Raw genomic sequence first — 17,074 nt, forward strand, 5'->3', positions numbered from 1 at the left:
GTGTAGGAAGTTCACAACAATCAAAGGCAGATTTATGAGCCCAGCACCCCAGAACCGGCAGCCCAAAGGCATCCCCGTCGGCGGCGAATTCGCCGCAACGACCCACGCAGAACCGAACCTCGGGCTGGCAAATTTCGCCAGCAAAGAGGAGTACGACGCAGCAGTCACCGACGCACTCTCGGCCGCCCGCGCCTACGAGACGACCGACGTCGAGGAAATGACTGACGCTGACTTTGACCGGCTCCTGTCCCGGATCGCTTCCTACGAGGAAGCACACGGCATCGAACCGGAGCACGACCTGCACGACACCATCGGTCACGGCGGTGCGATCGGCGGAGACGTCGAGCACGCCACCCCGATGAAGTCTCTGGAGAAGCCGGGCGAGGAAGCCGTCATCGAGTTCGCGGCCAAGCACCCGAACGCCGTCATTGAGCCCAAGATCGACGGACTGGCCATCAGTGTCCGGTACGAGGACGGCAAGATGGTCCGCGCCGCCCGCCGCGGTGACGGCTACACCGGCGAGGACGTCACTGACCGCGTCCGCGGCGTTGAGGGCCTGCCTGAGGTGGCCGGCGAGGGTGACTTCGAAGTCCGCGGCGAGCTGTACCTGAACGACGAGAACAAGGCCAAGGCCAACGCTATCCGCCAGGCATCGGGCAAGGCGCCGTTCGCCAACGCCCGCAACGGCGTCGCCGGGATGCTTAACAAGCAGGACGGCACCTACGCTGGCCTGTTCTCCTTCGCCGCCTACTCAACAACCATCGACGAGAAGGCCGACCACCTCGACAACATGGAGAAGCTGGAAGGCATGGGCTTCACCACAGCCCGGTCACTGCTTCCCCAATCCGTCCTGGAGGCAGAAGACCCGATGGCTGCGATCGCTGCCCTGGGCGCCGAACGCAAGGGCCTCGGCTTCCTCATGGACGGGGCCGTTCTGAAGGTCAACACCGCGGCCGAGCGCGCCGAGCTGGGCGAAGGCTCCCGGGCGCCGAAGTGGGCAGTGGCCTACAAGTACCCGGCCGTTGAAGAACCGACCGTGATCGAGGACATCGAGTACAACATCGGCAAGACCGGTCGGCTGTCCATCCGTGCCCGGCTCACGCCCGTTGAGGTGGATGGATCCGTCGTCGAATACGCCTCGCTCCACAACGTCGGGCACCTCCAGGCTGCCGACATGCGGATCGGCGACACCGTCATGGCGTTCAAGGCCAACGACATCATCCCCCAAGTTCATTTGCCGCGTGCCGATCTCCGCGACGAGAGCTCCCAGCCGTGGGCTCCGCCGGCCGTCTGCCCGCAGTGCGGCGAGCCGTTCGACAAGAGCACTGAGCTCTGGCGTTGCCACACACCCGAATGCAGTGTCAGCGGCCGCATCGCGTATGCCGCGTCCCGCGACGCCGGCTTCGACATTGAAGGCCTCGGCGGTTCCATCGGCGACGCGCTGATCGAGAAAGACCTGGTCAAGGACGTCGGGGATCTGTTCTCCCTCACCGAGGACCAGCTCGCGGACCTGGACATGGGTGAGACCTCTACCGGTGCCTCCCGTACTCTGGGCCAGAAGAACGCGGCCAAGATCATGGCCGAGATCGAGAAGGCCAAGTCCCAGCCGCTGAACCGGGTCATCACGTCACTGTCCATGCGGTTCACGGGCCGCACCTTCGGCCGGCGCCTGGCCGCCCAGTTCGAGACGATGGAAGCCCTCCAGGCCGCCACCGTCTCCCAGCTGGCCAACGTCGAAGGCATCGGCCAGAAGAAGGCCGAGGTCATCCACGAGCAGCTGAAGAAGAACGAGCCGGTCATCGCGAAACTCCGTGCAGCGGGCGTGAACATGGGGGCTCCTAAGCCGAAGCCGGCAGCAGGAGCGAAGGGCCCGAAGCTGGCCAAGCCGGACGGGCAGCCGCTTTCGGTGGTTGTCACAGGCAGCGTCAAGGGCGCCCCGACCCTCGCGTCGCTGTCCCGCAGCGGTGTCCAGGAGCTCATCGAAGCCAACGGAGGCAAGGCCTCCGGCTCCGTCTCCAAGACCACCGACCTGTTGGTATGTGGCGAAGAGGGCTCGTCGAAGTGGACCAAAGCAAAAGAGCTGGGCATTCGGATCGTCACTCCCGAAGAGTTCGCCCAGATGCTGGAGGACGGCGAGGCGTAGCCCGCACGGACGCCACCAAGGGGCCTCTCTGCTTCGGTGGGGAGGCCCCTTGTCGTATCCGCACACATGGATTTCATGACGACAGACTCCCCGGTTCAGCCCGTAAACGACATCAGCAGGATCACCGACCTCATCATGGAGCGGGAACTGCTGGGCGTCCCGCGCGAAGAAGCCGAAGTGCTTGTCCGCACAGTGATTGAGTCTGCCGGCGAGGCCCTGAAAGCCACACCGCAGTACGGAGTGCTGACCTACGACGGGCGCGTCGACACGTCCTACAACGGCGGGTTCCGGTCTCTGGCAGACGCGCAGTACGCTGCAGAGAACGGGTACCGGCCGGGCGCCGCTATACGCGCCCTCTCCCGGACCACCATCATCGTCCACACCGACTGGACCTAGACCGCATGGCACATCTCCACGCAAAGCCCCAGAGCTTCACTGACTGGTTTCGCAACAACCCCGGGCACGCAGTGCGGGCTCTCCCGCTCACCTTCGCTGTCTTCAGCATCATCATGGGCATTGCAATCCTGCTGCCTGGCGGCGCCGCCGGCTCCTTCACAACCGCGTCCGTCGCGGCATTGATTGCTGGTGCTCTCCATGTTGGTTGGCGGTACCTTAGGGCGACGTCCCTTGCCACCCGTCCGGTATCGGAAGCATCGGAGGGACGACGAGGCATCACGCTGGTGGACATCATGGTGTGGCTCAGCGTCACTCCCATTCTCATGATTCCAGTCGTCGTTTGGGTAGTCTCGACGGCACAGCATACGGCCAGGTGAGAACCGGGCAGCGCTAGCTGGTCCTCCGCACACATGAAGTGCATGGACACTGACACGCTTCCCGCCTTCGACATCAACCACCACCGCTACGTCGCCCAGAAGGCCAGGGAGGGCCGCGCCCACCCCCACATGGTGGAGTCCTCCCAGGAGGTCCTCCTTGCCGAGGTGGAAAGGCTGACCTATTTGGTTTCGCCGGCCAAGCTGAAGCAGCCGGCCCACGGCGTGCCCGTCGAAGCGTCCACCTTTGGCCCGATCGTTGCCGCCCTTGCCAAGCAGCCGCGGAACGCGTCCGTCGTCGTCGAATGCCTCGTCCGGAAGTCACACCCCGGGAGCATTGGCTCCTACCGCGGCTACCACGACGAACTCCGCATCGAACCGAACGGCCGCGAGCCGCAGACGGTCGCTGACGTCCTCAAAGACCTGCGCCGCTTCGGCAAGAGTGGCATCACCGGCTACAAGGGCGGCGACTACCCGGTCACCGACCGGACCGGCGTCTGGGTGGCTGAGTACGGCGAGTCGAGCCAGCAGCACGTCTCCGGTGTCCGGGTCGACGGGGGCATCGTCGTCATCATGACCGAGGAGCGGGACTGGTAGAGCGCCCAGCACGACCCAGTCTGTAGGATCCTGCAGAGGACGTTCAGACAGAGGAGTGCAGTGAAACAGGACGGCGAGTGGGTATCGGGGAAGATCCGCATTCCGAAAGGGGCACGGCTTGGGAACTCGACCGGAACTCCTGGGGCTGACAGCGCCCTGCTTTTCGACAAGAAGACCGGGAAGACCCTCGGGCCGGCGGAGGTAAGAGTCGGGGAGGGCTCCAGCCTTGGGGAGCAGATCCTGGCAACTGCCGTGACGTCCGCGGCAGCCCTCGCCATCGCCCATGCTCCCGAAATCAAGGAGCGTCTGCAGGAGGACGTTATCCCTGCGGCCAAGGCCAAGTGGGACAAATTCAAAGCAGCACGAAAGCGCGACCGGTCCCGTGGCGAAATTGAAGCCAAGGACTCCCAGGCAGACGTCAACGCCGGTTCTCCCGCCACCAGCGCAATCCCAAACCTGGACAGCAAGCTCCCGAACCCCTGATCTGGTTCCTCCTCCACCTGCCAGGTGCCGGGAACCAAACCATGTCCGTCCGCACACATGACCGGCATGGAAACCACTGCCACCGTCTCAACCGACCTTGAAGCTGTCACCGACCTGGTACTGCAACGCCAACTCATCGACGTTCAGCGCGACCACGCCAAGGGCATCGTGAAGATGGTCCTGGACTGCGCTGCTGAGGCTGCCGGCAGCTCCGAACCCGTCTACACACCCAGGGTTCGCCGGATAAACGCCACCATCAAGGTCGTCGATCTGTATCCGACGGCCCACGGCTTCTGCGACCACGTCAGCTATATCTCCAGCGACGGATCGGCACGCCGCGCCAGCGCCTTCAGTCCACCGCGTAACATCCCCGCGGCGACAGTGATGACCCGCCAGCTTTCCGACTTGGTCGGCCATGATGTTGCCCTTTGGGTCACCGACGACCCGTTCTTTGCTTTCCCGACGATCGTCCAGTTCAACGACCTCGGGAAGGCGTCGTGAAGCGGGTGCTGAAGAAGATCACCCAGAGCCGTTCACTGCAGCGCCGCTGGGCCCTCACGGACGCCGAGCCGGTCCGCTCCTATCTTGACCGCGACCGGACGTTCGCGCCCGCCGACCTGCGCATCTGGTGGTGCGCCGATGCCGAGCAACCAGTCAAAGACCACAGCCTTCACATCTACGCCTGGCCCGCGGACAGAAACGACAACCTCTCGGCCCACTGGACCAACGGCTACAACCATGACCCGATCCCAGAGTGGATCCGGGAACTGTCCGAGGTCGTCCATAAAGACCTGATGGCGAACGCCACGAGCACCAACACCGGAATCGAAGACCTCTGGACCTATGCGGTGGACCGCGACTGGATCCTGGAGGACGCTCCTGCTGTCCCCTCCATCCACAACCCCTCTATGTCGTTCCCGCCCGCGACGTTGAGCATCTGGCACACCTTCAACCCGAAGGACCCATACCGCCATGACCGTCATCGGATCACCGCCCATCACGCTGACTGGAACACCAACCCGCGGGTGTTCGCAGACTGGGGCGGGGGCGCCGACTGGCAGGGGAATCCCCGCTACAACGACGACCTGCCGGCGTGGATCCGGGAGATGGCCGACGAGCAGTACACCCAGCTGGTTGCCTTCGCAACGAAGCATGAATCAGAACGCGGGCCACGATGACCCTTCCGCACCCTGACCAGTCCCGGCCAAGCCCCTGGTCCGACTGGCCGAAGCATGTCCCCGAACCGCTCTTCGCCGCACGTGCCATCGAAACCGTCGACGACGAGACCCGCAACGTCCACCGGATCACCATGCCGAACGGAGCGACTGCCGAAGCGTGGACCGTCATCAATTCCTGGGACGGCGACGAAGAGTACGACTTCGCCGGTGATTGGAGCCCTTACGGCCTCAGCTACGACGAGGAGAACGGCCTCCTTGTCGGGGCAGGCAGCCACGAAGTCTACGAGGTCCTCGAGGAATGGGCTCGCCAGGAACGCGGAAACGCCTGCGCCACCTGCCACTGCTCCGGCCGGATCGCTGCATACCCCTTTGTATCCGTTCATGATTCCTGGCTGTCCTGCCCCCCATGTCTCGGGATGGGCTGGATCCCGCACCGGCCCGTAGCAACCCCATGAACGCCGGCGGCAGCCGCCGGAAAGTTCTCTTTCCCGGCCTCCGGGGAGGGGGCCCCGCGTGTCCGCACACATAGGTCCCATGAGAACCCTTGACCGTAAGTACCTGGCCGAAAACCCCGCCGGCGACGAGAAGGCTGTCATCAGCCTCAGCATCCCCGTCCCGGACGCGGTGGACGTACCCGCCAACCCCGACGGCACCCGCCCCCGCATCACTTTGAAGGCCACCGGCGACACCTACGCCCTGGTCCTGGCCGCCCTCCAACACCTCCATGATGACGAAGAAGGCACTGAGCTCTTCATGGCGCTGCTGGGCGACCTCGTCACAGACGAAGAGATGGAGGCCTTCGACTCACTGCAGGAGGCCGCACCGCTGCTCAGGGAACGGGCCAACGCGATCTCCGCACCGTTCCGGACCTTCGAGTGGAACGCTGAACTGACCATCGAAGCGGCCGGCCAACAGACCGAATCGTCGATCGAGTTTGAACTGATCACCCCGTCGCTTGGCGTGGGCGTCCCGGCCGTCACTGCCATGACAAAGCCCCAGACGCTGACGAACGTCGCGATCAGCTTCAGCCCGGAGATCGACGACGAATACGACGACGGGTACAACAGCAACGAGGTCCTGGTCGTTTCCTGACCCCTCGCCGAGGCCCGTCCGCCCTCCTATGGGCGGCGGGTCTTCAGGCGTGCCCAAAACGGTGAGGGACTTACGGATCGCCGCACACATGAGGAGCATGGCAAACACCAACGCTCCCAAAGACCTCCGCAACCTAGTCAAGCTGGCTGAATCCCAGGGGTGGGAGTTCGGCCGCACCAACAGCGGGCACGTGAAGTTCTGCAGCCCGTACACCACCGTCCAGCCCGTCTTCTACTCAGGAACCCCCGGCGACCACCGCGCCCAGAAGAACCTCGTCGCCAAGCTCCGCCGGGCCGGACTGGAAATCCCGCGCTCGTTCGCCTCATAGCAGGGGCCCGGGCGCGGTGAGCCCGGCTCCCGTGTCCGCACACATGGCTGTCATGAAGACCTCTTCGGCACTGACGGCTGCCACCCTCCTCTCCGTAATCCTCCTCACTGGCTGCGGCGAAGGGCGCTCCCCGAGTCCGACCCCGACTCCCGAGCCCTCAAGCGTGTCCAGCACTGACACCGGCGGCGGGTTCGGCCCCACCATCGGCATCAACGGCAAAGTCGGCGTCGGCTACGACCTCGGCGGGGGACTGGTCATGTCGCCGGGCGGCAGCGTCAGCTTCGGCGTCGGATTCTAAGGAGCCTCTATGACCACCGTCCACGACGCAATCGCTTTCCTGCTGGCCCGCAAAGGCGGACACTCGAGCACATCGTCCCTGCACAAGATGGCCTACTTCGCTCAAGGCTGGCACCTGGCCTGGACCGGCGAGCCTTTGTTCCACGAGGAGATCCGCACGCGCAAAGGTGGACCGTTCATCCCTGCGATGTTCCCGCACCAGAAGGACGGGGCCACGGAGTCCTCGTGGCTGGCCGGCAACGCCGCAGCAGTGACCGATGACCACGCCAGGGTGCTGGAGGCCGTCGTCAGCCAGTACGGCGACCTGTCCGGCATCACTTTGGGCAAGTTCGCGAACGCCCAGGCGCCGTGCATGCTGGCCGTCGCGCGCGCCACCGACGAGGAGCCCTGGCCGGTGATCGACCTGGCCGAGCTCATGGCATTCTTCAAGGCCCTCGACGACGCACCGGAGGACCGGACCGCCTACGCCAATCGGTTCATGGACCAGTACGCCGACGAAGTGCCGGATACCCGGTCGGTCGAGCACACGCTGATTGGCCCCAGCCCCGCGTCCGCCTACGTTGAGGACGATCACTTCGAGGGTTGGTACTGGAAGTGCAGCTGCGGCGCCAAGGCTGCCAGCTTCATCGGAAACTGGCCCGAGTCGGAGGACGAAGCCAGGGAGGAATGGCGGCTGCACCGGGAGTAGCCGCCCGGTGAGCTATCCAGCCACTGCCCCACACATGCGGTGCATGGAATTTAGCACCGCCGCCCTACGACTGAAAGGACGCTCGTCATGAACGCCCAGACTTCCGACCCCGATCAGGCCCTCCCGTATCTGGTCGTCAACACTGGCGGCCACCCGATCGCAAGGTTCGCCGACGAGGAAAACGCGTCTGAATATGCAGCCGGGTGGCTTGGGCTGTTGCCGCCCATCAACACGGCTGCTGGAGCCAGTGTTGAAGACGCGGTCGCCCGATGGCGAGCTGAGCAGCAGGCCAATGCGCAGCACTCCGACGCCATGTCCGATCGCATTCGCAGGTTCAGCCGCATCTACTTGATCGTCGAAACCGCTTTTGCCGCGAACCTGATACTGATACTGATCACAATCCTCTGCATCAAATTCATCGACGGCGGTAATTTCGAAGGACCCTGGGCACTCGTGCTCGATGGCCTCCTCGTCCCGTTCGGTTTGATAGGCCTGAGTCTCGCGTGCGTGGTCGCGGCAGCCAGCAAGCAGGGCATCGAGTACCTCCCCAGCCTTGGTGACTACCTTCGCAGGTTTCGCGACCGGAACAAGGGGCATTGATATGGGCTACCTGTCCGACTACTACGCTGCCAAGGACGCCGAACGCGAAGACGGTTCCACCGACTGGTCCCAGGTACCGGTCCGCAACGGCGGAACGCTCAACACCGGCCACCCCGAGGACCAGGATGACTGACCCTGACGAACTGATCGACGAGGACGGCTACCCCACTGACGAGGCTCTTGACCACCTCAGAACCTTCCATGGGACGGCAGAGGAACTGGTCGCCTACGTGCGGTCCCTCATGCACAACGGCCGTTCCATGCTGGAGGACTTCACCAATGACTACGGCCGGCCTGAGAAGCGCCTGACCCTGATCACAGGCGGCTGGTCCGGCTGCGAGTCGGTCGTCGGCGCGCTCCACGAAACGATGTTCCATCTCATGTTTTGGGAGTCCTCCTTCCGAGGCGGCAAACACACGTTCACCCTCCGCCCGGCGCAGTGGGAGATGTCCCTCCACTGGGGCATCGCAGCACCACCGGCGCCCGGTAAGACCAACTCCTGACGAAAGGCACCGCCATGTCCCAGCACAAGGTCACCACCGAAACGTCCGGCGACTCCACCCAGATCACCATCGACGGCGTTCTTTGGATGAGCGTGGAGAACGGGCTCGTCACCATCCGTCTGGCCAATGACGGCGTCTACGTGGCGCGGGATGACGCGGTCAACGGCATGACCATCGCGCCATTCCATCCGAGACTCGCCTATGTCGCGCCCGAGCACCGCGACGCCGTCCGCCAGGAGTTGGGGCTCTAAGCCGGGCCGGGGAGCTGGCCTGCTGGTTCCGCACACATGACCAGTAGAAACATTTCTCCCGATCCCGGAAGGCACCACCATGGCACACCCGCGGCTCACCGTTGAGACGGTCGGCGGCTCCACCCAGGCAACAGTAGAAGGCCTCCTTCAGCTGACCGTCATGTCCGACGGCTCGGTCGAAATCCAGCTCGCAGGCAAGCACGTCGAAGTTGAGCGGAACGGTCTGCGCTACGTGGTCCGCCACGAAACCGACTCCGCCCGCTTTGGCGCTGCCTCGGATGGGGTGCCGGCATGATCATCACCCTGATCCTCGCGACCGCAATACCCACTGCTCTGCTGACCTGGTTCCTGGCAACCCGGCGCCAGGCACTCTCGCCCACCCATGGCGCCTTGGCCCCAGTCTGGCGTGAGGGCTACCTCACCGGCGTCGCCGACGAGCGGACTGCGGCTGCATGGGATGTGCCCGGCTATGGCCCGAACCGCTGCAACCCGTACCGCGGTGACGAGACCAGCCCACAAGAACCCGTGAAGGAGCGTCTCTCGTGAGCAGCGACAAGGAACCCTTACAGACCGTCATCGAATACGAAACGGTCCGACATTCCGGGTACGTCCTTTGGAGCCTGAAATACGAGGACGGGTCCAACATCCACCTCTTCGTGGCCCAGGAGAACGGCAGTGCGTCCAACAAATCGAAAGCGAAGAAGGCCGCCGAGCACGCCAAGCGGCTCACCGACGCGGCCCTCGCGAAGCGGTGACCTCTGGCCCCGGGTCCGTACACATGATGCCCATGACATCCGCATCAGCCTCGACCACCTCCCCCGTCGATCTCTTCCAGTTCACCTCCGACTCCGAGGACTACGAATCGCCCACCAACGGTGAAGCCGTGGTGGCGTTGCTCGGGACGGCTCTTCTGGCAGTTCCCGTAGGCATCGCCGCCCTCGCCATCGCCCCGTTCGTCTTCAGTGCCCGGGCCGTCCGCGTCCTGGCCGGTCACCGACGGGGCCGGAAATGAGCTTCGGCGCCGGGTCGGTGGTCGCCATCGACGAGAAAGGCACCACATACGAGGAGGTCTGCAACCTCGGCTGCCCGCACACCGTCACCCCGGTGATCCGACACCCGATCACCATCGTCGAGGAAAAGTAGGTCCGCGACCTGTTCTCCGAAGGATGGGGCAACACCGGGCCGAAGCCCCCGAGCCTGCCCGCCTACCGCGCCGTGGACGCAGAAGGGACCGAATGGCTCCGCGACTGGGATGGCTGGACCAACGAAGTCCCCGGGCCGTGGAAAACCGCTGACGGCCGCCGCGCCCAGACGGCATCCAGCCTCGACCCCGCCCGCCAGTACGCATCCCGCCCCTCGGACGCGTACAAGTTCACCGACCTGACCGCCGCAACGGAGGCATGATGCACACCACCGGCAGGACTCAAGACCGCCCACAGTCACATCCAGCCGAAACCACAGGCAAGGACATCATCGCCGGCATCCTGGTCAACCACTGGCCAAATCCCACAGTCGTCGATGGCCGGCCCGTCATCATCGACTGCATGGGTGAAGGGTGCGGCTTTCAGTCCAGCCATGCGGACCTGGTCGGCAATGACACCATCTGGACCGAACATGCCCACCACATCGCTGACCTGCTGGAGACGGCTGGCATCGCCGAAACTGCCGGTGTCGCGAAGGCCGAGCGGCTGCGCCTGGCCGACAAACTGGAGGAAGAAGCTGCCACCCGCTGCGCCATGCGCTGGCTCCGCTGGAGCGATGAAACCAACCTCGGCTGGATCCAGGCCTCAAACCACCTCCGCCACCCCACCGCCACGAACGACTGACCCCTGCACCCGGCCGCGTGTCGGGGAGCCAGACCGGCTGCGCCGCACACATGACGGCCATGACGACCACGACCCTGCACCAGGCACTCCAGGCAGCGATCAACGCTTCCGGCACCGTGACCAAGTCACAGCTGGTGGCCCTGCTGAAGAAGCACCCGGCGCCGGAGGCTCCCGCCGAGAATGACCTGGTCATTCGGGACGGCATCCTCTCAGTGGATCTCCGTGAATGCACGTGCGCGGCTTCCAGCTTGAGCGCCCCGGAAGGATGCCCTCACGAGCACCACTGCGGACTGGAACCGCTGCTGGACATCAGCCTCGCCCTGGAACGAAGCGGCTACCGTGCCTGAACGCGCGGACCTGTCCACTGCCTGGGTGGCCGGCGCTGAAATCCCCGCCGACATCTTTGGCGATGTGGACGCCTCCGACTGCCCGTACGATGACCCAGAACTTGCCGCCGCCTGGCGTGACGGCACCGAAGCCCTCCGAGACTGGGACGGCCGCGCCGACCTGACCTCCAACCCCCACAACGACTGAAGGACCGACATGACGATCACTCCCAGCGCCGACAACATCCTGTGGGTCGACTATGAGACCACCGGCAAGATGGACAACCCGAACACGGTCCCGCTCGAAGGCGCCGCCATCATCACCGACGGCCAGTTGAATGAGCTTGCCGTCTTCGAGGGCATGGTCATCCATGCCACCGAGGAGGAGCTGTCCCACATGGACGACTTCGTGGTGAATATGCATACCACGACCGGGTTGCTGGAGAAGGTACGCGCCTCAGCGGTCACCGTCCAGGACTTCGACGAGGCCCTGGCAACATTCGCGGCGCCGTACTTCCCGACCCGTGGGGAAACTCTGCCCGACGGCAGACCGTACCGGGGCATGGTCATCGGCGGCAACTCGGTGAAGTTCGACTTCGATGTGACCGAGAAGTTCTTCCCGCTGACCCGAAGCAACATGGACTACCGCGTCATCGACATCTCCGGCCTGGGCGAGCTCGTGCGCCGCTGGGCCTACGACTACTGGAAAGCCATGCCGCCCAAGCTCAGCGACCACACTGCGCTGACCGACATCCGCGCCGGCGTCAACGAACTGCGCTACTACCGGGCCGGGTTGCACCTGCTCGGCAACCAGTAAGCCCCACCGCCAGCTTAGGCCGGCGGCGTCCCGACGGCTGATAGTTCAACCAGGTGTGAGCGAAGCAGCGCAAAGGGCCGGATACTAGTCCCTCACGGCACCGCGGACATGCGAGCTCCAGAGCACCGGGAACAGGTCCCGGAGATGAGGTTCAAATCCTCTCAGCCGACAAGAAGAAAGGCCGTCCCGGTGAGCTGGGGCGGCCTTTCCGCACACATGGGTTCCATGGAATCCCAGCAACTCACCCTCGGTGGTCTCGTGGAAGCGCTCGACGCGTTCCCCCACGGCGCCCAGCTCTACGTGTCCGGTTTCGGCAGTGCCAAGCGGCTCAACGGGCTGTTCCGCCACCGTCCCTTTGCTGACGGCCTCGCCCTCGACCCGTCGCTGCGCGAACATGACGACTCCGCCACGGCGGGGGCATATGTCGAATACCTCCGCCGGGTCGCGTTCGGCATCGTCTACAGGTTCAGCGACCATCGGGAGGACCAGTTCCCTACCGGCTGGGACACACCCGTCTGGGTTTCCACCCGCCATGACCTGAGCTTCAATGCGGTCACCGGCGCCGAAATGGTCAAGGGCTTCGCCATCATCCGGACAACCAACCTCGCCCCGGAGCAAGGCCCGTCGATTCAGCGCATATCAGACGAGGAAGCCATTCGAAGGATGCGCGTCGAACATCTGCAGCGCACCGGTGAGGACACCGTCTTCGCACCGAATGTAGAACGGCACCTGCTCCACATGCTTCCGGGCGAGCGGAGCCGGGGCCTGCAGGACCTGGACGAAGCCCGTGCCGACCTGGCCGATTTCGAAGCCAGCCTCCAGGCGAAGAAGGACCGGGTGGCCAGACTCGAACAGGACGCCATCCGGAATGACTACCTGCTTGGGATCCGGGATGACCTTCCCGGCATCACCTCAGAAAGGCAGCACCATGCACACTGACGAGAGCACCTTCACCCCTTTGACCATCACCGGTGACGGCTTCTATGACGCCTACATCAACATCGAGCCCGGTCCACACGCACGCGTCCCCCGGTACGAACACGACGACCTCCTCCGCTCCCCCGTGACACTCAAAGGCGCCGATCTGGAGGGCGGCCTGCGCCACGGCCGGAGCATCTTCGAGCTCAACTCCTACGCCCCGCCTGGCATCGTCGAAGACGACGGGGACCGGTGCCTGCTGGCCAGCCTCGAATTCCTCTCCGTGAACCTGGAATCGTCCAGCGGCGGCCGGATGTACTTCACAGGGCTGTTGACCGGGGCCGAGACCTACCCGCAGGACGTGCACGATCGCATCGCCGCCGGCGTCCCGCTGACGGAGATCGAGGAGCTGCGCGGTGACTACGACAGCATCCGCTACCTGCCGCCCCGGTACGAGCCGCTGAGGGATTACTTCGGTTGGGAAGCCAAGGTCCGCCTCATCCCGCACACCGGGGACTAACCGCACGGCCGGCCACCAGCCTTACCCCGGCGGCACGCCGCAGGAGCTGTTACTCCCCGCCCGGCTCGGAGTGGGCGCCGTAAAGATGTGCCAGGTCGTTCAGGGTCCGCAGGGCTGCATCCCGGGCCTGCGAGATTGCTTCCCGCCGCTGGTCGACGTCCAACCCGTCATCGATGCCCCCTTTCAGGAGGGCGGCGCTGAACTCCTGGTCCTTCTTCAGATTCTCCAGGTGCTCGAGCTGCATCCGGTCACGGACGGCATGCGCTTTGAAGTAGAGGGTTGTCACCGCCAGGAGTGCATAGGCAACGTGGTTGCGCTCCCACCAAAGCCGCGTCTTCCACGCGAGGCGGAAGAAATCCTTTGCGTCATGTCCCGCCGGTGCCGGCACCGTACCCAGGTACACCTCCGCATGGGTGCCCCACTTCCCTGACTCCACCCACCGATAGCCAATGGGGATGAGACGGCCGCGGCGGGTCCGGTACCTGGCGGATACGCTCAGGAATGCGCTGCCGATGCCTGAATACCCCACTTCGATGTCGGCAAGTTTTTCATGCTTGCAGGCCTCGATGAACTCCTGAACGTCCTTGTCCCACAGACGATCCGTCACGCCATTTTCCATAGTCCGCTACCCCCTCAAGGAACGATACCGGCACCCATGGTTGGACGGTTTCGGCGACGCGCCCGGAAGCTGCGGAGAGGCGCTGCCGGGACGCCGCACACATGGGGCCCATGAGTGTTCAGATCCGCGACATCCCCAGTGACGACATCGTCGCCCTCGCTCCGCAGCTGAGTGGCCTCTACATCCAGACCGGCTCAGTGGACCACAACGGCCGCCTGGTCGCCGGGCACTTTCAGGAGGCCACACTGATGGAGGACGGCAAGCGTATTGCCATCAAGCTGACCCGCTATATGAACGGAAAGCACGTGCCGGACAGTGTCGTGGTCCCGGCAGGGAATGACCCTCTCGGTAACCCTTGGCGGACAGCCGTTCACGTCCGCGAAGACAGCCGGCTCTTCGCCGCACTCGAGGCGGTGTGAACACGGACGTCGCCAAATTCATCCTCCGCATCGCTTTCAAGTCCCTGCTCTTCCTGGCCCTTTGCTGGGCCACCTACTGGCTCTATAGCCACCCGGAGCACGAATACCACGGCTGGTACATCGTGACGGGACTCTGGGCGCTCCTCGGCATGGGAGACATCGGCGATGATCTTCAGCCGGAAAGCCGGGCACCCTGGAACCGGAGCTCGCAAGAAGGGTCTCCGCAATGATCGGCCGCTTTGCCATCCGGCAGGGCAGCCTCTGGTGTCTCAACAGGCTTTGACGAGCGGCAGCTCTGCCCATTCGGTGGTGTACCGCGGCGACAGCGCCCGGCGCTTCATCGACCAGTCAGGCTCGGTGACGAGCCCGGCAACCCCGAGCCCGATGGATCCTGACCCGAAACGGTCCAGGACGTCCCCAAGGAGAGCGCCAATCCGCTTCTCCTCGTGGGCCGTCGCAAACGCTGGCAGCTGCGGGGCGGCGCCGGCCGGTGAGAGGTCCATGAGCATGACGCCCGCCCGTGCGTATGGGACCCCGTCCACCAGGCGGCCCTCCAGTGCACCTGTAGCGGCCTTGGTGAGAATCACCGGGTCTGCGGTGGGTGCTGGCAGTTTGACTGTCGCCGATGGGAACGAGGCGGCGGTGGGGTTGAAGTGAGAGGTGCCGGCGAAGCACGTCATGATCTTGGCCTGCTGGTTTTCCTTGGCCAGGCGGACGGCAGCCCTCTGTGCATAGATGGCCATTACCTCGTGCATCCTGGCCGAGGATGTGACTGGAGTAGAGAAGGACCTCGAGAAGATCAGTTGCTGTTTCGCCGCGACCTCGGTCTCCAGGGGGATGCAGGCGATCTCGTTGAGTTCCAGAATGGTGCGCTGCATCAGCACCGAGAACCGCTTCCGCATGGCTACTGGATCCGCCGCCTTCAGGTCGGCAATCGTGAAGATTCCCATGCCGTTAAGTCTTTTGCCGAGCCGGCCGGCGATTCCCCAGATGCCGGTGACGGGAACCCTGGACATGATGTGGTCCCGGTGCGCGGCAGGCAGGGTGTCGTAGCTGCAAACACCGCCGAGGGCAGGGTTCTGCTTGGCGACGCGGTTGGAAAATTTTGCCAGGGTCTTGGTGGGTGCGATGCCGACGCAGACCGGCAGGCCGACGTGCTTGGCGACGGCTGCTTTGATGTCGCTCCCGGTCTTCACTAGCTCCTCCGGGGTGCCGCGGAGCCTAAGGAAGGCCTCGTCGACCGAATACACTTCGACCGCGTAACTGAAGCGTCCCAGCAGCTCCATGACGCGGCTGGAAAGATCGCCGTAGAGCTCGTAGTTGCTGGACAGGGCTTGGACGCTGGCGAACTTCGGGTCCGCCTTCAGCTTGAACCAGGGGTCACCATTTTCGATGCCGAGAGCCTTCGCTTCGTTAGAGCGCGCGACCACGCAACCGTCATTATTGCTCAAAACGACAGTGGGTTTACCCTCCAGGCTCGGGTCGAACGCGCGCTCACACGAGACGTACATCGAATTCACGTCCACGAGGGCAAAGCGCTCCGAGGTCGCGAGGTCAGACATGGTGCAGGCAGCGGGTGGCGACGCCCCAGATGCTCAGCTCGGCCAGCTCCGGCACGATGATGTCCGGGTAGTCAGGGTTCTCGGCTACCAACCGGACTCCGGTGTGTTCGATCCGGAGCCGCTTGACGGTCAATTCCCCGTCGAGGACGGCGACGACGACGTTCCCGTCCGCCGGCGTCAGGGACCGGTCCACGACCAGCTCGTCGCCGTCCGAGATGCCGGCTCCTGCCATCGAATACCCGGACACACGGACAAGGAAGGTGCTCGTGACGTCCTTGATGAGGTGCTTGTTTAGGTCAACCCGTCCGTCGAAGTATCCTTCTGCGGGACTAGGGAACCCGGCGGGCACGGCCGCCGCAGTGATAAGCGGACCGGCCGGCCCAACCGGGTCGAGGTCGTATTCGAGGACGGCGATGACGACGGCGCCCATGACCCTCCCTTTTCCACATTCGAAGACATGTTCTCCACAGACTTATCCCCATGTGAACGTGTATTCGATTGTACGCTCCGGGAAGCGGTGTGGAACCGTCCGTACACATGGCCTCACATGAAGCATTTCCTTGCGCGCACTGCCTCCGCACTGATCCTCGTGGGCGGTGCACTGCTGCTGACCGGCTGCCAAAGCCCAGGGACCGACTTCGACCGTGCGCTGGACGTGACGCCCGCCCAGGAGACGGCCGCACCTACGCCAACTCCAGAAGCAGCGAAGCCGTCCACGCCGTCGGCCGGCCTGGATCTGCATTTCGGCCCTGCCTCATTTGGGATCAGCTGCGCCACCGATGCCGCAGGGAACAGCACGAGCGGGACCGCAGCCCTGATGTGCAGCTGGAAGACCGGGCGCTGATTGTTGCCGTCCCGCGGCCGCGTGGAGGTAACCCACCCTTTCCGCACACATCTGGGACATGTTCTTTACCTACCTCTTCCATGCCTACGCCGCCTGGCTCTTTGCCAGCGCCATGTTCATCTGGCTGGGCTCCCTCCTGTACCGCACCACACGGAACACGCTGGCAGAATCGTCCGGTCCGGCCCAGCAGGGGGTCGGAGCTCCGACCCCCGTCGTGCGGATCCCACCACGACCCGCCCGCAAGCCCCGGGTACCGCTGACCAACGCCGCGTAACGGTGAGCACAGCAGGGGC

35 protein-coding genes are annotated in these 17,074 nt (G+C 64.4%); 32 read left to right on the forward strand and 3 right to left on the reverse strand.

Going from position 1 to position 17,074, the window contains the following annotated elements; translation table 11 throughout:
- Nucleotides 1-34: 34 nt before the first annotated feature.
- From ligA to ACNAOU_RS24970, 28 genes are all read left to right on the forward strand, one after another.
- Nucleotides 35-2,143 (forward strand): NAD-dependent DNA ligase LigA, encoded by a 2,109-nt coding sequence (gene ligA, locus ACNAOU_RS24835; protein ID WP_422759130.1) that lies wholly within the window; start codon nucleotides 35-37, stop codon nucleotides 2,141-2,143.
- 75 nt (nucleotides 2,144-2,218) lie between these two features.
- The gene (locus tag ACNAOU_RS24840) at nucleotides 2,219-2,539 is read left to right on the forward strand and encodes a hypothetical protein (RefSeq protein ID WP_422759131.1); all 321 of its coding nucleotides are present in this window, start codon (nucleotides 2,219-2,221) and stop codon (nucleotides 2,537-2,539) included.
- Between the two features lie 5 nt (nucleotides 2,540-2,544).
- Nucleotides 2,545-2,916, forward strand: a complete 372-nt coding sequence (locus tag ACNAOU_RS24845) for a hypothetical protein (protein ID WP_422759132.1) — start codon at nucleotides 2,545-2,547, stop codon at nucleotides 2,914-2,916.
- 42 nt (nucleotides 2,917-2,958) lie between these two features.
- A complete protein-coding gene (locus ACNAOU_RS24850; RefSeq protein ID WP_422759133.1) occupies nucleotides 2,959-3,510 on the forward strand; it encodes a hypothetical protein in 552 nt (183 codons plus the stop codon).
- Nucleotides 3,511-3,570: 60 nt separating this feature from the next.
- Nucleotides 3,571-3,993: a hypothetical protein gene (locus tag ACNAOU_RS24855; RefSeq protein WP_422759134.1), complete on the forward strand. Its 423-nt coding sequence runs from the start codon at nucleotides 3,571-3,573 to the stop codon at nucleotides 3,991-3,993.
- 66 nt (nucleotides 3,994-4,059) lie between these two features.
- A complete protein-coding gene (locus ACNAOU_RS24860; protein WP_422759135.1) occupies nucleotides 4,060-4,494 on the forward strand; it encodes a hypothetical protein in 435 nt (144 codons plus the stop codon).
- Entirely contained in the window at nucleotides 4,491-5,171 is a 681-nt protein-coding gene (locus ACNAOU_RS24865) for a hypothetical protein (protein WP_422759136.1), read from the forward strand. The genes ACNAOU_RS24860 and ACNAOU_RS24865 overlap by 4 nt, the downstream gene beginning before the upstream one ends.
- The gene (locus tag ACNAOU_RS24870) at nucleotides 5,168-5,626 is read left to right on the forward strand and encodes a hypothetical protein (RefSeq protein ID WP_422759137.1); all 459 of its coding nucleotides are present in this window, start codon (nucleotides 5,168-5,170) and stop codon (nucleotides 5,624-5,626) included. Before ACNAOU_RS24865 ends, ACNAOU_RS24870 begins: the two co-directional genes overlap by 4 nt.
- Nucleotides 5,627-5,705: 79 nt before the next feature.
- Nucleotides 5,706-6,263, forward strand: a complete 558-nt coding sequence (locus ACNAOU_RS24875) for a hypothetical protein (RefSeq protein WP_422759138.1) — start codon at nucleotides 5,706-5,708, stop codon at nucleotides 6,261-6,263.
- Nucleotides 6,264-6,360: 97 nt separating this feature from the next.
- On the forward strand, nucleotides 6,361-6,591 hold the full coding sequence (locus ACNAOU_RS24880; RefSeq protein WP_422759139.1) for a hypothetical protein: 231 nt from the start codon (nucleotides 6,361-6,363) through the stop codon (nucleotides 6,589-6,591).
- 52 nt (nucleotides 6,592-6,643) lie between these two features.
- A complete protein-coding gene (locus ACNAOU_RS24885; RefSeq protein ID WP_422759140.1) occupies nucleotides 6,644-6,889 on the forward strand; it encodes a hypothetical protein in 246 nt (81 codons plus the stop codon).
- Nucleotides 6,890-6,898: 9 nt separating this feature from the next.
- Nucleotides 6,899-7,576, forward strand: a complete 678-nt coding sequence (locus tag ACNAOU_RS24890) for a Panacea domain-containing protein (protein WP_422759141.1) — start codon at nucleotides 6,899-6,901, stop codon at nucleotides 7,574-7,576.
- 87 nt (nucleotides 7,577-7,663) lie between these two features.
- Nucleotides 7,664-8,176, forward strand: coding sequence for a hypothetical protein (locus tag ACNAOU_RS24895; RefSeq protein WP_422759142.1), 513 nt, complete (start codon nucleotides 7,664-7,666; stop codon nucleotides 8,174-8,176).
- A gap of 1 nt (nucleotide 8,177) precedes the next feature.
- Complete coding sequence (locus ACNAOU_RS24900; protein ID WP_255527686.1) at nucleotides 8,178-8,309, forward strand: hypothetical protein; 132 nt, start codon at nucleotides 8,178-8,180, stop codon at nucleotides 8,307-8,309.
- Nucleotides 8,302-8,679 carry a hypothetical protein gene (locus ACNAOU_RS24905; RefSeq protein WP_422759143.1) on the forward strand — a complete coding sequence of 126 codons (378 nt, stop codon included), beginning with the start codon at nucleotides 8,302-8,304 and terminating at the stop codon, nucleotides 8,677-8,679. Before ACNAOU_RS24900 ends, ACNAOU_RS24905 begins: the two co-directional genes overlap by 8 nt.
- Before the next feature lie 14 nt (nucleotides 8,680-8,693).
- Nucleotides 8,694-8,930, forward strand: coding sequence for a hypothetical protein (locus ACNAOU_RS24910; RefSeq protein ID WP_422759144.1), 237 nt, complete (start codon nucleotides 8,694-8,696; stop codon nucleotides 8,928-8,930).
- A gap of 79 nt (nucleotides 8,931-9,009) precedes the next feature.
- Entirely contained in the window at nucleotides 9,010-9,225 is a 216-nt protein-coding gene (locus ACNAOU_RS24915; RefSeq protein WP_422759145.1) for a hypothetical protein, read from the forward strand.
- Nucleotides 9,222-9,476 (forward strand): cytochrome PufQ, encoded by a 255-nt coding sequence (gene pufQ / locus ACNAOU_RS24920; RefSeq protein WP_422759146.1) that lies wholly within the window; start codon nucleotides 9,222-9,224, stop codon nucleotides 9,474-9,476. Before ACNAOU_RS24915 ends, pufQ begins: the two co-directional genes overlap by 4 nt.
- The gene (locus ACNAOU_RS24925) at nucleotides 9,473-9,685 is read left to right on the forward strand and encodes a hypothetical protein (RefSeq protein WP_422759147.1); all 213 of its coding nucleotides are present in this window, start codon (nucleotides 9,473-9,475) and stop codon (nucleotides 9,683-9,685) included. The genes pufQ and ACNAOU_RS24925 overlap by 4 nt, the downstream gene beginning before the upstream one ends.
- A 32-nt stretch (nucleotides 9,686-9,717) precedes the next feature.
- A complete protein-coding gene (locus ACNAOU_RS24930) occupies nucleotides 9,718-9,942 on the forward strand; it encodes a hypothetical protein (RefSeq protein ID WP_422759148.1) in 225 nt (74 codons plus the stop codon).
- On the forward strand, nucleotides 9,939-10,073 hold the full coding sequence (locus ACNAOU_RS24935) for a hypothetical protein (protein ID WP_422759149.1): 135 nt from the start codon (nucleotides 9,939-9,941) through the stop codon (nucleotides 10,071-10,073). Before ACNAOU_RS24930 ends, ACNAOU_RS24935 begins: the two co-directional genes overlap by 4 nt.
- A gap of 72 nt (nucleotides 10,074-10,145) precedes the next feature.
- Nucleotides 10,146-10,334, forward strand: a complete 189-nt coding sequence (locus ACNAOU_RS24940; protein ID WP_422759150.1) for a hypothetical protein — start codon at nucleotides 10,146-10,148, stop codon at nucleotides 10,332-10,334.
- Nucleotides 10,331-10,756: a hypothetical protein gene (locus ACNAOU_RS24945; RefSeq protein WP_422759151.1), complete on the forward strand. Its 426-nt coding sequence runs from the start codon at nucleotides 10,331-10,333 to the stop codon at nucleotides 10,754-10,756. The genes ACNAOU_RS24940 and ACNAOU_RS24945 overlap by 4 nt, the downstream gene beginning before the upstream one ends.
- 59 nt (nucleotides 10,757-10,815) lie before the next feature.
- Nucleotides 10,816-11,103 carry a hypothetical protein gene (locus tag ACNAOU_RS24950; protein ID WP_422759152.1) on the forward strand — a complete coding sequence of 96 codons (288 nt, stop codon included), beginning with the start codon at nucleotides 10,816-10,818 and terminating at the stop codon, nucleotides 11,101-11,103.
- Nucleotides 11,096-11,290 (forward strand): hypothetical protein, encoded by a 195-nt coding sequence (locus ACNAOU_RS24955; protein ID WP_422759153.1) that lies wholly within the window; start codon nucleotides 11,096-11,098, stop codon nucleotides 11,288-11,290. Before ACNAOU_RS24950 ends, ACNAOU_RS24955 begins: the two co-directional genes overlap by 8 nt.
- Nucleotides 11,291-11,299: 9 nt before the next feature.
- Nucleotides 11,300-11,899 carry an oligoribonuclease gene (gene orn, locus ACNAOU_RS24960; RefSeq protein WP_422759154.1) on the forward strand — a complete coding sequence of 200 codons (600 nt, stop codon included), beginning with the start codon at nucleotides 11,300-11,302 and terminating at the stop codon, nucleotides 11,897-11,899.
- 225 nt (nucleotides 11,900-12,124) lie between these two features.
- Nucleotides 12,125-12,838, forward strand: coding sequence for a hypothetical protein (locus ACNAOU_RS24965; RefSeq protein ID WP_422759155.1), 714 nt, complete (start codon nucleotides 12,125-12,127; stop codon nucleotides 12,836-12,838).
- Nucleotides 12,828-13,337 carry a hypothetical protein gene (locus ACNAOU_RS24970; RefSeq protein WP_422759156.1) on the forward strand — a complete coding sequence of 170 codons (510 nt, stop codon included), beginning with the start codon at nucleotides 12,828-12,830 and terminating at the stop codon, nucleotides 13,335-13,337. Before ACNAOU_RS24965 ends, ACNAOU_RS24970 begins: the two co-directional genes overlap by 11 nt.
- A gap of 49 nt (nucleotides 13,338-13,386) precedes the next feature.
- Here the strand turns inward: ACNAOU_RS24970 and ACNAOU_RS24975 are convergent, their stop codons facing one another.
- Complete coding sequence (locus ACNAOU_RS24975; RefSeq protein WP_422759157.1) at nucleotides 13,387-13,944, reverse strand: hypothetical protein; 558 nt, start codon at nucleotides 13,942-13,944, stop codon at nucleotides 13,387-13,389.
- A gap of 122 nt (nucleotides 13,945-14,066) precedes the next feature.
- Here ACNAOU_RS24975 and ACNAOU_RS24980 point away from each other — a divergent pair, with 122 nt between their 5' ends.
- Nucleotides 14,067-14,375, forward strand: coding sequence for a hypothetical protein (locus ACNAOU_RS24980; protein ID WP_422759158.1), 309 nt, complete (start codon nucleotides 14,067-14,069; stop codon nucleotides 14,373-14,375).
- A complete protein-coding gene (locus ACNAOU_RS24985) occupies nucleotides 14,372-14,605 on the forward strand; it encodes a hypothetical protein (RefSeq protein ID WP_422759159.1) in 234 nt (77 codons plus the stop codon). The genes ACNAOU_RS24980 and ACNAOU_RS24985 overlap by 4 nt, the downstream gene beginning before the upstream one ends.
- Nucleotides 14,606-14,644: 39 nt before the next feature.
- On the opposite strand, the gene ACNAOU_RS24990 is transcribed toward ACNAOU_RS24985, so the two are convergent.
- Entirely contained in the window at nucleotides 14,645-15,937 is a 1,293-nt protein-coding gene (locus tag ACNAOU_RS24990; RefSeq protein ID WP_422759160.1) for a Y-family DNA polymerase, read from the reverse strand.
- Nucleotides 15,930-16,367 (reverse strand): LexA family protein, encoded by a 438-nt coding sequence (locus ACNAOU_RS24995; RefSeq protein WP_422759161.1) that lies wholly within the window; start codon nucleotides 16,365-16,367, stop codon nucleotides 15,930-15,932. Before ACNAOU_RS24995 ends, ACNAOU_RS24990 begins: the two co-directional genes overlap by 8 nt.
- 117 nt (nucleotides 16,368-16,484) lie before the next feature.
- Here ACNAOU_RS24995 and ACNAOU_RS25000 point away from each other — a divergent pair, with 117 nt between their 5' ends.
- Both ACNAOU_RS25000 and ACNAOU_RS25005 read left to right on the forward strand, forming a co-directional pair.
- The gene (locus ACNAOU_RS25000) at nucleotides 16,485-16,781 is read left to right on the forward strand and encodes a hypothetical protein (RefSeq protein ID WP_422759162.1); all 297 of its coding nucleotides are present in this window, start codon (nucleotides 16,485-16,487) and stop codon (nucleotides 16,779-16,781) included.
- Between the two features lie 58 nt (nucleotides 16,782-16,839).
- Complete coding sequence (locus ACNAOU_RS25005) at nucleotides 16,840-17,055, forward strand: hypothetical protein (protein WP_422759163.1); 216 nt, start codon at nucleotides 16,840-16,842, stop codon at nucleotides 17,053-17,055.
- The last annotated feature ends 19 nt before the right edge of the window (nucleotides 17,056-17,074 follow it).

This window comes from Paenarthrobacter sp. C1 (assembly GCF_049315185.1).
Classification (GTDB): domain Bacteria; phylum Actinomycetota; class Actinomycetes; order Actinomycetales; family Micrococcaceae; genus Arthrobacter; species Arthrobacter nicotinovorans.

Coding starts and splice junctions, on each gene's coding strand:
- ACNAOU_RS25000 (WP_422759162.1), top strand. CDS start 16,485: ATGAAGCATTTCCTTGCGCGCACTGCCTCCGCACTGATCCTCGTGGGC.
- ligA (WP_422759130.1), top strand. CDS start 35: ATGAGCCCAGCACCCCAGAACCGGCAGCCCAAAGGCATCCCCGTCGGC.
- ACNAOU_RS24990 (WP_422759160.1), bottom strand. CDS start 15,937: ATGTCTGACCTCGCGACCTCGGAGCGCTTTGCCCTCGTGGACGTGAAT.
- ACNAOU_RS24980 (WP_422759158.1), top strand. CDS start 14,067: ATGAGTGTTCAGATCCGCGACATCCCCAGTGACGACATCGTCGCCCTC.
- ACNAOU_RS24880 (WP_422759139.1), top strand. CDS start 6,361: ATGGCAAACACCAACGCTCCCAAAGACCTCCGCAACCTAGTCAAGCTG.
- pufQ (WP_422759146.1), top strand. CDS start 9,222: ATGATCATCACCCTGATCCTCGCGACCGCAATACCCACTGCTCTGCTG.
- ACNAOU_RS24935 (WP_422759149.1), top strand. CDS start 9,939: ATGAGCTTCGGCGCCGGGTCGGTGGTCGCCATCGACGAGAAAGGCACC.
- ACNAOU_RS24850 (WP_422759133.1), top strand. CDS start 2,959: ATGGACACTGACACGCTTCCCGCCTTCGACATCAACCACCACCGCTAC.
- orn (WP_422759154.1), top strand. CDS start 11,300: ATGACGATCACTCCCAGCGCCGACAACATCCTGTGGGTCGACTATGAG.
- ACNAOU_RS24910 (WP_422759144.1), top strand. CDS start 8,694: ATGTCCCAGCACAAGGTCACCACCGAAACGTCCGGCGACTCCACCCAG.
- ACNAOU_RS24875 (WP_422759138.1), top strand. CDS start 5,706: ATGAGAACCCTTGACCGTAAGTACCTGGCCGAAAACCCCGCCGGCGAC.
- ACNAOU_RS24895 (WP_422759142.1), top strand. CDS start 7,664: ATGAACGCCCAGACTTCCGACCCCGATCAGGCCCTCCCGTATCTGGTC.
- ACNAOU_RS24870 (WP_422759137.1), top strand. CDS start 5,168: ATGACCCTTCCGCACCCTGACCAGTCCCGGCCAAGCCCCTGGTCCGAC.
- ACNAOU_RS24945 (WP_422759151.1), top strand. CDS start 10,331: ATGATGCACACCACCGGCAGGACTCAAGACCGCCCACAGTCACATCCA.
- ACNAOU_RS24995 (WP_422759161.1), bottom strand. CDS start 16,367: ATGGGCGCCGTCGTCATCGCCGTCCTCGAATACGACCTCGACCCGGTT.
- ACNAOU_RS24840 (WP_422759131.1), top strand. CDS start 2,219: ATGACGACAGACTCCCCGGTTCAGCCCGTAAACGACATCAGCAGGATC.
- ACNAOU_RS24950 (WP_422759152.1), top strand. CDS start 10,816: ATGACGACCACGACCCTGCACCAGGCACTCCAGGCAGCGATCAACGCT.
- ACNAOU_RS24845 (WP_422759132.1), top strand. CDS start 2,545: ATGGCACATCTCCACGCAAAGCCCCAGAGCTTCACTGACTGGTTTCGC.
- ACNAOU_RS24900 (WP_255527686.1), top strand. CDS start 8,178: ATGGGCTACCTGTCCGACTACTACGCTGCCAAGGACGCCGAACGCGAA.
- ACNAOU_RS24930 (WP_422759148.1), top strand. CDS start 9,718: ATGACATCCGCATCAGCCTCGACCACCTCCCCCGTCGATCTCTTCCAG.
- ACNAOU_RS24885 (WP_422759140.1), top strand. CDS start 6,644: ATGAAGACCTCTTCGGCACTGACGGCTGCCACCCTCCTCTCCGTAATC.
- ACNAOU_RS24860 (WP_422759135.1), top strand. CDS start 4,060: ATGGAAACCACTGCCACCGTCTCAACCGACCTTGAAGCTGTCACCGAC.
- ACNAOU_RS24970 (WP_422759156.1), top strand. CDS start 12,828: ATGCACACTGACGAGAGCACCTTCACCCCTTTGACCATCACCGGTGAC.
- ACNAOU_RS24905 (WP_422759143.1), top strand. CDS start 8,302: ATGACTGACCCTGACGAACTGATCGACGAGGACGGCTACCCCACTGAC.
- ACNAOU_RS24965 (WP_422759155.1), top strand. CDS start 12,125: ATGGAATCCCAGCAACTCACCCTCGGTGGTCTCGTGGAAGCGCTCGAC.
- ACNAOU_RS25005 (WP_422759163.1), top strand. CDS start 16,840: ATGTTCTTTACCTACCTCTTCCATGCCTACGCCGCCTGGCTCTTTGCC.
- ACNAOU_RS24915 (WP_422759145.1), top strand. CDS start 9,010: ATGGCACACCCGCGGCTCACCGTTGAGACGGTCGGCGGCTCCACCCAG.
- ACNAOU_RS24890 (WP_422759141.1), top strand. CDS start 6,899: ATGACCACCGTCCACGACGCAATCGCTTTCCTGCTGGCCCGCAAAGGC.